The organism is Sphingomonas sp. FW306-1B-B10E, from assembly GCF_058782005.1.
Genome location: NZ_JBYSXG010000008.1, coordinates 71,954 through 83,112 on the forward strand (window position 1 = coordinate 71,954; position 11,159 = coordinate 83,112).

Consider the following 11,159-nt stretch of genomic DNA (forward strand, 5'->3'; position numbering starts at 1 on the left):
GCTTCACTCAGGCAATGACGTCGATGGCGCTGGCGGTGCCCAGGCGTGGATCCCCAAGGTATCCGCGCCGCCCCTTAGAACTGGAAGTTGACCGCCAATGCGTAGGTTCGGCCGAAATAGGCCGTGTAGAGCGGGTCCTGCCGGACGGTGTCGGTGTAGAGCCGGTTGGTCTCATTGGTGATGTTCGAGACCTCGGCGATCAGCTTGATATGGTCGTTGATGTTGTAGGAGGCCGAGGCGTCGACAAAGATCGAGTCGGCATTGCCGTTCGCATCGCTGTCGGTTGGGCCGGGGATGCCGGTGAGGAATGCGGAGCGATAGTTGATCGTCGAGCGGATGCTGAACTTGCTGTCTTCGTAATAGAGCGTTCCGCTCGCGGTCTCGGGCGACAGGCCGACCAGCGGAGCGTTGCGGGTGATCGTCGGCGAGATGATGTAGTTGATATTCGAGCGGACGCGCGTGAAGTTGGCGAGCGCGCCGAAATTGCTGAGGAAGCCCGGCAGGAAGCGGAACGGGAGCTGGAGATTGACTTCCCAGCCGTTGAGCGGCCCGCCTTTCGTGTTATTGCTCCGCGTGACGTTGAACAGTTCCTCGGGCGTCACACCCGTGCCCGTCCCGCTGAGCAGCGACAGCGGCAGGCCGAGCTCGCGGAAGGGTACCAGCTCGCTGGTATTCTGGATGTAGGTTTCAATGTCCTTGTGGAAATAGGCAATCGACAGCAGCGAGCCCGGCGCGAAATACCATTCGAGCGAGGCGTCCATCGTGTTCGCGCGGATCGGATCGAGAAACGGATTGCTGATCGATGCGGTGCGGATCACGATGTTCGCGCTGCCGCTGGGGATCAGCTGGCCGTAGGACGGGCGCGACATCACGCGTGCCGCCGAGAAGCGCGCGATGATGTTGCCGGTCACGTCGAGCGCGAGGTTCATCGAGGGCAACCAGTCCTCATAGGACCGCTTGACGTTCGAGATGACGTAGACCGACGGGAAGGGCGATCCGGCCGGGGCGGCGGCGGGGATCGGGCCGTAGGTGTCCAGGCTGGTGTGGACATAGCGCACCCCGGCGTCGCCGCGCAGCGAGAAGGGCAAATTCTCCTTGGTGTCGAACTTCACCATCAGATAGCCGGAGCCGTATTTCTCGGAGACGCCGCCATAGGTGCCCTTGGCGCATTCGACGCTGCAATATTGGAAGCTGTCGAAGTTCACGGCGTCGCGGAACTTGTCGGGATCGACCGCGACGAAATCCTGCATCTGGCCGCCGAGATTCTTGCCGATACCGGTGGTGATGAAGGTGATGTCGGCTAGCGATACGCCGGCCGGCAGGGTCAGCGGCAGCGACTGGGCGGGGATCAGTTGACGCTCGCGCGCGGTGTATTTGTTGGTGCGATACTGGCCGCCGACCTGGAAGGTGAATCCCGGCGCAACTTTCCATTCAGTGTTCAGCTCGGCGGTCTTGCTGACGATCGTGTTCTTGCGCACGAAGTTCGAGATCTGGCCGCGCTGGTTGCCGTCGGGGAGCGGCGGGCCATAGAGGAAGTTCGACGCCAGCGTGGTGTCGATGCCGTAGCCGATCTTGGGAATGTCCGGATTGTCACGGAAATCTATCGAGAAATTGTCGGTATCGTTCGAGTCGATCGCGACCTGGAGACGGTCCACGTTGAGCTTCGAATCGTTGACGCCGATTAGGCCATAGACGCGGAAGCTGTCGGAGAAGCGCTGGTCGAAGTTCAGATTGACCTGACGGAAGGTCGAAGTGAACTTCTCCTGCTGCATTTCCGAGCGCAGGTCGACGCCGTCCCACAGCCCGTGGATCAGCGACCCGTTCTCGTCGACCTCGATGTCGCGGATCGACATCATTGGTTGGCCATTGTTCGACGCGGTGCGGCCCATCGAGCGGGCGTCGAGCATCGTGTCGAGCCGGTCGACCTTGAAGCGCGAATAGAGGCCGTCGATCGAGATGTCCGTGTCGTCGCTCGGCTTCCACTGCAGGGTCAGTGAGCCCGCCAGACGCTGTTGCTCTTGGCTGCCTTTCACGGGACGCGGCAGGCGCGGGAGGAACACGCCGCCACCTGGCCGTCCGGACACTCCGGTACGGCTCATGATATAGTCGTACGCCGCCTTGGTGCTGGTGCGCGGATTGCCTGCGCTGCAATTGTTCGCGTCGGCGCCGACGGAGTTGCCGCTATTGGCATAGCCCGTCTCGGGGCTGTTTAGCGGGAAGCCTTTGTAAGTGTAGCCGATAGGCGTGCAGTAGGGAAAGATTACGGTGGCTGGCTTCTGACCGGGCGGCGGTGGTGGTGCCGACGGATCGGGCAGCTCTCGCCCGGCGACGTAAGAAGGTAAGACGTCGACCGCCGAATAGGCATATTCGTCGATGTGCCGCTTGGAATAGGCCACGCTGGCGAGCACCCCGAAGGTGTCGCCGAACTTCTGGGCGACCAGCGCGGAGAGGCGCGGATCGGCCTTCTTGCTCAGATCATTGTAGATCCCGCGGGCGGTGGCCGAGAAGGTGAAATCTTGTTTCTGGTCGAACGGCTTTGGCGCGCGCAGATCGACGGTCGCGCCCAGCGAGCCCTCCTCGACGTCCGCCGACAGCGTCTTGCGTACAGTGAGCGACGAGAAAATCTCGGTCGGGAAAGTGACGAAGTCGAACGAGCGGCCGGTGGCGACGCCGCCGCGAATGTCGCTGCCGCTGACCTGCGACACGCCTTCCATGCCGTTGATTCGCACGCGGGTGAACTGCGCGCCGAGACCGCGGACCGAGATGTTGCGGCCCTCGCCACCGTCACCGCGCGACAGCGCGACGCCGGGAATGCGCTGCATCGATTCGGCGAGGTTGCTATCCGGAAATTTGCCGATGTCCTCGGCGATGATCGAATCGACGGCGGCGATCTCTTCGCGCTTCACGTTGAGCGCATTGTCGAGCGAGGCGCGGAAGCCCTGCACGACGATCTCCTGTTCCGGCTCGGGGGGTGTCTCCGCGGCCTGATCCCTTGGCGCCGACGTGGTTTGCCCGTGTGCCGAAGTGGCGGCCAACAGTCCTGCCAGGCTGACCGAGACGAGCAGCCCGGACGTGTTGAAGCGATTGCGACGCATTCCCCTCTCCCTTTGCCCCGGCACTTGCGATCACTGCCTGGGAGGCGATCTCTGCAATTCAGGTTTTTGTTTTTCTTTATTGTTGGGAGGGCTATCATGGTCAGGCCACATTAGCAATAATGGCAATCCAAGACTCGACAATGTGGTCAGACCGGATGACAAATCGCAAATGCGGTAGGCGCTGCGACGTTTTGGGGTCGCGTAAGTGGCCTGACCAAAAATAGATGAAAGACGCATCGGAAGGTGCGCGCGACGGAGGCGGAGGACAAGATGAAGTCAGGACTAGCGCAGCGCGCGATCCCCGGAGCGGGGAGCCGCAAATGGATCTATAGGGCGGCGGCGGGCCTGTTGGTCGCTGCAAGCCCCGCAGCCGCGCAGCAAGGCGCCCCGTGGCGGGCAATCACGCCCGCGCAGGACCTGGCCGGATGGCACGTCACCGGTGGCAATGCGAAGTTCGAGGTTCAGAAGGGAGAACTCGTCGGCCGCGCGGCCCCGGGATCGACCAACAGCTGGCTGGTGTCGGACACCGGCTATGGCGACTTCATCCTCGAATTCGACGCCAAGACCGATCCCAAGCTCAATTCGGGGGTGATGATCCGGGGGCAGAGCCGGCCGGACTACCGGGGCGGCGTGGTGCATGGCTATCAGGCCGAGATCGATCCCTCGGCGCGCGGCTGGAGCGCCGGGATCTATGACGAGCAGCGCCGGCAATGGCTATACACGCTCGGCCGCAACGAGACCGCACGCAAGGCCTTCAAGCCCGGCGATTGGAACCATTACAGGGTCGAGGCAATCGGCAATCGGCTGCGCACCTGGCTCAACGGGGTGCCGGCGGCCGACATCGCCGACAGCACCGACGCCCGCGGTTTCATCGCGTTCCAGGTCCATGCGATCTCGGACGCCGAGGCGAGCCGGCAGCCCGAAGTGCGCTTCCGCAGCGTGCGGATCATCACTGACGCGCCCTCGCGCTTCGCTTCCAAGGCGACTGCGCTCGATCAGCAGGGCTGGCTCGCCAACCAGATAACCGATTCCGAGAAACAAGCCGGCTGGAAGCTGCTGTGGGACGGCAAGACCACCAACGGGTGGCGCAGCGCCAAGGCAGCCGGTTTCCCCGGGAAAGGCTGGTCGATCCACGACGGCGTCCTGTCGGTCGACGGCGCGAACGGCGCTGAATCGACCAATGGCGGCGACATCATCACGACGCGAAACTACAGCAATTTCGAGCTGTCGGTGGACTTCCGGCTGAAACCCGGCGCCAATAGCGGGATCAAGTATTTCGTCGATCCCGATCTGCTCAAGGGCGAGGGCTCGGCGATCGGTCTCGAGTTCCAGCTGCTCGACGATGCGCGGCATCCCGACGCGAAGATGGGCCGCGACGGTAACCGCACGCTTGGATCGCTCTACGACATGATCACCGCGCGCAATCTTTCAGACCCGGACAGCACCAATAAGCGCTTCAACCCGCCCGGCGAGTGGAACCGGGCCGTCATCGTGTCGCGCGGCCGCCACGTCGAGCATTGGCTCAACGGCTACAAGGTGGTCGAATATGAGCGCGGATCGCCCGAATATCGCGCACTGGTCGCGCAGAGCAAATACGCCAAATGGCCCGCTTTCGGCGAGCGCGACGCGGGGCCGATCCTGCTGCAGGATCACGGCAACCGCGTCGATTTCCGCTCGATCAAGCTGCGCGAATTCTGAAAGGGAGGAAGCCGATGCTCAACCGTCGGACGATGATCAAGGGCGCCGGCGCGACGCTGGGCGCGGCGATGAGCGCGAAGAGCTATGCCCGGATCAAGGGCGCGAACGATCGACTGCGGGTCGCAATAGTCGGCGTGAATGGCCGCGGCCAGGCGCATATGAGTGCCTTCTCCAAGCTGCCCAATGTCGAGGTCAGCCATTTCGTCGACGTCGATTCGCAGATCCTGGCGAAGCGCGCCGCCGAGTTCACTGCCAAGGGGCATGCCGCGCCGCAGACCGAGCATGACTATCGCCGGCTGTTCGAGCGCAAGGGAGCAGTCGACATCGTCACCGTTGCCACGCCCGACCATTGGCACGCCAAGCTAGGCATCGACGCGATGGAGTCCGGGCACAATGTCTATCTCGAAAAGCCGATCGGCATGGCGCCTGCCGAAGGCGAGGCACTGATCGCGGTGCAGAAGCGCACCGGGCGCAAGCTCCAGGTCGGCAACCAGCAGCGCTCGAGCGCCGAGACGCAGCAGCTCGTCGCGCTGGTCAAGGCCGGCGAGCTGGGAACGGTCTACGAGGCGCAGACCTGGTATGCCAATAACCGTGTGTCGATCGGGCGCGGCAAGGAAGTCGCGCCGCCGGCGCATCTCGACTGGGATCTGTGGCAGGGGCCGCGGCCGCGCGGGCCGTATCGCTCGAACCTGGTGCCCTACAATTGGCACTGGTTCTGGAAATACGGCACCGGCGAGACCTGCAACAATGCCATGCACGAATTGGATGTGGCGCGCTGGGCAATGGGCTTGGAATTCCCCGAGACGGTGACTGCGCGCGGATCGCGCCAATTCTACCGCGGCGACGATTGGGAGATGTACGATACGCTCGCGCTCGACCTCGTCTACGCCGACGGACGAACGATCCGCTGGGACGGCAATAGCTGCAACGGCATGCTGCGCTACGGCCGCGGACGCGGCGTGCTGCTGCTCGGGACCAAGGGCTCGGCGGTGGTCGACCGCAATGGCTATGAGCTGTTCGATCTCGCCGGCAAGATGCTGCGCGAGGTCAAGGCGCCGGCGACCTCGGAGACCACGGGCACGGTGGGCGAGGGGGCGCTCGACGTCTATCATGCCGGCAATCTGGTCGACGTGATCCGCGGCAAGGCCAAGGCGCTCGCCTCGCCGATCCGCGAAGGCCATATCAGCACCGCGCTTTGCCACCTCGGCAACATCGCCTATCGCACCAATTCGCAGCTTTCGCTCGACACGGCGACGGGCAAACCGAAGGGTGCGGACGCGATGGAGCTGTGGTCGGTCGACTATCAGCCGGGCTGGGAGGTCAAGGCCTGAGCGGACCTACGATCCCTATGCATGCCGAACGCTTCGTCGCGATGGGCACGCGCTTCGAGCTGCATCTGTTCGGCGACGTCGACCCGGCCGTGGCCCAGTCGGCGCGGCGGGCTATCGCGCGCGTCGACGATGCGCTGACGATCCACCGGCCGTCGCCGGTCACCGCGCTCAACGATTGTCTTCTGGCGGGTCGCTCTTGCCGTATCGACGATCCTTTGCTGCTCGACGCGCTGGTCGCGATCGAGGCGGCGCAAGGACCGACGCTCGGCCTGTTCGACCCCGCGGCGGACGCCGCATGGCCAGGGGCAGGGTGGGGCGCGGTGGCGTTTGACCGACAGTCGCGTCACACTGCGGCGTCGGTGCCGCTGGCGTTCGACTTTGGCGGGTTCGGCAAGGGATTTGCGCTCGACCGCGCCTGCGACATCCTGCGCGACGCCGGGGTGACTGCGGCATTCCTGTGCGCCGGCGAAAGTTCGATCGCGGTCGTCGGCGCACACCCGCTCGGCGGCGGCTGGCCGGTCGCGGTCCCTCATCCGCTGGAGCCCGAACGAATGCTCGTCGAGCTCGAGCTTCGCGACGAAGCGCTATCGATCTCCTCGACGGTGGGCGCCGGCACCGAAGCGCCCGAGCGTGCGCCGATGCTCCGGCCGAGCGACGGCGTTCAGGTGACCGCAGCGCGTACGACGGCCGCGATCGCGCGATCCGGCGCGCTTGCCGAAGTGATGAGCACCGCGCTGCTCGTCGCCAATGCTGCGCAGGCCGAGCGCCTGCTCGCCGACCAGACGCGCCGTTTTCGATTCGATTTCAGTCCCGAGCCGGCCACGGCTGCTCCTGCGTATGAGGTGGTTCTGCAATGACCGACAAGGATTTCGACCTGACGCGCCGCGCGTTCCTCGACGGCGTGCTGATGGCGACGGCGGGAGCGGGTGTTACCGCTGCCGCGCCTTGGGCAGCGTCTGCGGCGGGTGCGCAGGTCCCTCAGCGTGACCGCATCCGGCTTGGCGTGATCGGCACTGGCGACCGCGGACGGACGCTGATACGCAACATCCTCAAGACGCGCAACTGCGCGGTCGTCGCGATCTGCGACAATTTCGAGCCGCACCTGGCGAAGGCGCGGGCGATCGTCGGGGCGAGCGTGCCCGCTTTCGCCGATCATCGCGCGATGCTCGATGCCGGTGGGCTCGATGCGGTCGTGATCGCCACGCCGCTCGATTTCCACGCTCCGCTTGCCTTCGACGCGTTCGGCGCAGGGCTGCACGTCTGGTGCGAGAAGGCGATGGCGCGGACGATCGCCGATTGCGGTGCGATGGTGAAGCGGTCGCAGGACGCGCGCAAGGTGCTCCAGATCGGGCACCAGCGCATGTTCCACCCGACCTATCTCAATGCGCTCAAGCGGGTGAAGGCGGGCGAGATCGGTCCGGTCACCCAGATCCGGGCGAGCTGGCACCGCAACACCAGCTGGCGTCGGCCGATCCCGCCGGGCAGCACCGACCGCAAAATCAACTGGCGCCTCTATCGCGAGGCGTCGGCCGGGCTGATGACCGAGCTGGCGACGCATCAGCTCCAGGTCGGCGGCTGGTTCCTCGATGCGGTGCCGACGCGGGTGATCGGGTCCGGCAGCATCTGTTTCTGGAAGGACGGCCGCGAAGTCTACGACCATGTCGCCTTGGTCTACGAATATTCGGGCGGGCGGAAGTTCGTCTACACCTCGCTGCTCAACAATGCGCGCTATGGCTGCGAGGAGCAGATCATGGGCAGCAAGGGCACGATCGAGCCCGAACTCGGCCGGATCTACCAGGAAGTGCCGCCAAAGGTTCTAGCGCTCCAGCGCATGCAGGAGGACGTCAAGCGCGGGCACAAGCGCACGATTCCGATCGGCGGCGCGACCTGGTTCCCGGAGCTGCCGGTGACCACCCGGGGCGAATCGCTAGGCTGGGGCGAATATGACGAGACGATGCTCCAGTTCGAGGGGTTCGGCGAGGCGGTACGATCGGGCAGGCCGCTGCCGGGGATGCTCGCCCAGGCCTACGCCGCCAGCGTGGCGTCGCTGCTCGGCGAGCAGGCGATGGACCGCGGCGAGGCGATGGCCTGGCCGAAGGATCTGGTAAGGGTCTGACGGGCGCGGCCTGGGATCGCCGTCGCTTGGCTGCTTCCGGCCCTAAGTTGTGAGTACAATCTGACCCACGGTCAGGCTCTGGCCGACCTTCTTGGGGAGGCAGGAAGTTCCTACAGCGCGAATATTGAACACCTGTGGCCTTAACAGCGCTGCCATCTTCCCGTAAGGCGGCTAGCTCAGTTGCCCTCTATCGCGTAGCGGAGGCATAAGTGTCCGGGCAGACCAGAAACCATCTTTCGCGGCAAAATTCGCTAATCACCTGCAAGGGCGAAAGGAACTTCGTCATCAACGATTAGCTTTAATCGGCCCGACGACTTCGTGACCTGTTGAAAAACCTGGCCTTCTCGATAGCGTCAACATCGAATCAAAAGTTACTTTGGCTTTGATGCCGGTTACGGCATGTTCGCTCGACGAGTCGCAACGATAATCCGGGGGCGCCGCCATCTGGCGATGCCGGACGCGATAACAGCAAGCGGGAATCTGCAAGTCTCCCGCACCCGGAATCGGAAAACCACTAGCGGATCTGTCCATACGGATCCTGGGGGAGCGACATGTCGACCAAGATCAGCCGCGCCGAATTTCTGCGATCGCATCCCGATGCCTCGGCGTGGGCCGAACTCGCGGATGCGACCAACGAGCAGTTGCGGATCACGCCAGGCCCGGTTCGGCTGGAGGAAGGCAGCTTCAAGGGCAAGCGCGCGCTGATCCTCGGTGCCGGCGTCGGCGGGCTGACCACTGCCTATGAGCTGCTGGTCCACAAGACCGGCATGGAAGTCACCATTTTGGAGGCGCAGAATCGCACTGGTGGCCGGTGCATGTCGCTGCGCACCGGCGACACGCTGACCGAGGACAAGGACGATGCGCTGTTTGGCTCCGAGCCGGGCGAAACGCAGGTGGTCCGCTTCGAATGGCCGGTCGGCGACGCCGAGCCCTATCTGAACGCCGGCCCCGGCCGCATCCCCTCAGCGCACAAGCGCCTGCTAAACTATCTTCGTGAGTTCGGCGTCGCGGTCGAGGTCTATGTGATGAATTCGATGTCGAACCTCGTTCAGATGGACAAGGGGACGCTGCGGGGCAAACCTCGCGTCTATCGGCAGATCGACCACAATCTGCGCGGCTGGATCGCACAGCTGGTGCATGAGAACGCAGCCCAGCTGCTCGAGGCGACGAGCCTGGACATCCCCGCGAACGAGCGGAAAGGATTGGCGGCCAAGCTCAAGTCGCTGATGGTCAGTTTCGGCGAGCTTGACGACAACGGCAACTATGCGCCCACCTCCGGAAATCCAGGGTTCGAGAATGCGATATCTCGGGCGGGCTTCGACGTGCTTCCCGGGGTGGCGGCGGGCGAAATCGCCAAGGCGATCAAGCTCGAGGACCTGCTGAAGTCCGAATATTGGGCGCAGACCCGCTTCTACCAGCCGGTGGATTTCCTGTGGCAGCAGACGATTTTCCAGCCGGTCGGGGGCATGGACCAGGTCCAGCGCGCCTTTGCGCGCCAGGTGGCGACGCTCGGCGGAACGATTCATCTGAATAGCCCGGTGACCGGCATTGCCTGGGATGCGAAAACACGGGAATTCGCCGTCCAGGTCGCCAAGATCGGCAGCAAGGAGACAGTCGAGTATCGCGCCGACTATTGCTTCTCGAACCTTGCGATGCCCTTCCTCGAAAAGCTGCTGTCCAAGGACTTGCAGGGTGGCGGGGACAAGAACGGCTTCGACCTGCCGTTCAAGCAGGGGCTCAAGGCGGTCTACGCCGCGCAGGCCCGTCCCCGTATCAACGACAAGGGCGAATATCAGGACAAGTTTCTGGCCGCGACCACCAAGGTCGGGTGGCAGGGCGACCGCACATTGTGGCAAGGCAAGTTGATCACCGCCCGGCACAAGGACGACCTGAAGCTGACCACATTGGTCGCGCCCGATGCCGAGGAGGGCGTGGTGCCGATCTTCGGCGGAATCAGCTGGACATCGCACGAGATCGTCCAGATCTGGTATCCGTCGACTGCGTACCACGATCAGAAGGGCGTGCTGACCGGCGCGTATAATTTCGGCCAGGTCGCCCATGAATGGGGGAAGATGTCGGTCCAGGACCGGCTCGATTTGGCACGCGAGGGGGCAAGGAAGTTTGGGCTGCGATTCGGCAACGGATTGCACGACGGGCTCGCGATCGCCTGGCAGAACATGCCATATATCAAGGGTGGCTGGGCCTATTGGCAGGCGCTCGGCGAAAAAGAGGCTCCCGAGCATTTCAACAATCTGAGCCAGGGTACCGGCATCTACGACGCGAAGGGCGAGCTGTCCGACCCGGTGTTCTTCGTCGTCGGCGATCAATTGTCCTCGCTGCCCGGATGGCAGGAGGGAGCGATCGCCGCGGCGCTCAACGCGCTGACCCGCATGGCGCGGCCCGATCTGGCAATACCGCGCCTTGAGAAGCTGCCCGACACGAGACTTCTCGTCGAAGGCATATAATCGCAACGCACCATTGTCTCGGGTTTCAGGAGAAGCTGCAAGGGAGCATTCAGCAAGGCGACGCTCATGGCTCTAGAGAACTGCGGCCGCACATCGGTACCGTGCGAGGGAAGCGGAGTTGCCAGCACGAGAGGTCTCGCGCGGCGCACTATCGCCAGCGTCCGCCATATCATCGGTTTCATCGATCAATGATCAGGCTGCCTACACTCGAGCACGCGAGGATCTGGACCTATTCGCCCAGACACGCGCAATGATAGGTGAACCTGGGAGTATCCCGACAGATTGGAGTAAATGTTCGGCGAAGCGGCCCGTAACCAATTTTCGCCGCTGATCTTCGACACGCTGGTGACCCCTACGAGAATCGAACTCGTGTTTTCGCCGTGAGAGGGCGACGTCCTAACCGCTAGACGAAGGGGCCGTGCTGCGGAAGGCGGGCACTTACGGGGCGGTTGCC

The 11,159-nt window shown here is 63.8% G+C and carries 6 protein-coding genes and 1 tRNA gene; 5 read left to right on the top strand and 2 right to left on the bottom strand.

Annotated elements, in window-relative coordinates:
* Window positions 1-74 precede the first annotated feature (74 nt).
* Window positions 75-3,095, bottom strand: a complete 3,021-nt coding sequence (locus AC3WJI_RS05025) for a TonB-dependent receptor (RefSeq protein ID WP_492756153.1) — start codon at window positions 3,093-3,095, stop codon at window positions 75-77.
* 270 nt (window positions 3,096-3,365) lie between these two features.
* On the opposite strand from AC3WJI_RS05025, the gene AC3WJI_RS05030 reads away from it, so the two are divergent.
* From AC3WJI_RS05030 to AC3WJI_RS05050, 5 genes are all read left to right on the top strand, one after another.
* Window positions 3,366-4,793: a 3-keto-disaccharide hydrolase gene (locus AC3WJI_RS05030; RefSeq protein WP_492756154.1), complete on the top strand. Its 1,428-nt coding sequence runs from the start codon at window positions 3,366-3,368 to the stop codon at window positions 4,791-4,793.
* Between the two features lie 14 nt (window positions 4,794-4,807).
* A complete protein-coding gene (locus AC3WJI_RS05035) occupies window positions 4,808-6,124 on the top strand; it encodes a Gfo/Idh/MocA family protein (protein ID WP_492756155.1) in 1,317 nt (438 codons plus the stop codon).
* 17 nt (window positions 6,125-6,141) lie between these two features.
* Window positions 6,142-6,981, top strand: coding sequence for an FAD:protein FMN transferase (locus tag AC3WJI_RS05040; protein ID WP_492756156.1), 840 nt, complete (start codon window positions 6,142-6,144; stop codon window positions 6,979-6,981).
* Window positions 6,978-8,240 (top strand): Gfo/Idh/MocA family protein, encoded by a 1,263-nt coding sequence (locus AC3WJI_RS05045; protein WP_492756157.1) that lies wholly within the window; start codon window positions 6,978-6,980, stop codon window positions 8,238-8,240. The genes AC3WJI_RS05040 and AC3WJI_RS05045 overlap by 4 nt, the downstream gene beginning before the upstream one ends.
* Before the next feature lie 551 nt (window positions 8,241-8,791).
* A complete protein-coding gene (locus AC3WJI_RS05050) occupies window positions 8,792-10,705 on the top strand; it encodes a flavin monoamine oxidase family protein (RefSeq protein WP_492756158.1) in 1,914 nt (637 codons plus the stop codon).
* Between the two features lie 343 nt (window positions 10,706-11,048).
* Here the strand turns inward: AC3WJI_RS05050 and AC3WJI_RS05055 are convergent.
* Window positions 11,049-11,123: transfer RNA gene (locus AC3WJI_RS05055), tRNA-Glu, on the bottom strand.
* Window positions 11,124-11,159: the final 36 nt, after the last annotated feature.

Excerpts from the sequence above, each read along its gene's own strand:
- AC3WJI_RS05045 (WP_492756157.1), top strand. The coding sequence starts at position 6,978 with ATGACCGACAAGGATTTCGACCTGACGCGCCGCGCGTTCCTCGACGGC.
- AC3WJI_RS05035 (WP_492756155.1), top strand. The coding sequence starts at position 4,808 with ATGCTCAACCGTCGGACGATGATCAAGGGCGCCGGCGCGACGCTGGGC.
- AC3WJI_RS05050 (WP_492756158.1), top strand. The coding sequence starts at position 8,792 with ATGTCGACCAAGATCAGCCGCGCCGAATTTCTGCGATCGCATCCCGAT.
- AC3WJI_RS05025 (WP_492756153.1), bottom strand. The coding sequence starts at position 3,095 with ATGCGTCGCAATCGCTTCAACACGTCCGGGCTGCTCGTCTCGGTCAGC.
- AC3WJI_RS05030 (WP_492756154.1), top strand. The coding sequence starts at position 3,366 with ATGAAGTCAGGACTAGCGCAGCGCGCGATCCCCGGAGCGGGGAGCCGC.
- AC3WJI_RS05040 (WP_492756156.1), top strand. The coding sequence starts at position 6,142 with ATGCATGCCGAACGCTTCGTCGCGATGGGCACGCGCTTCGAGCTGCAT.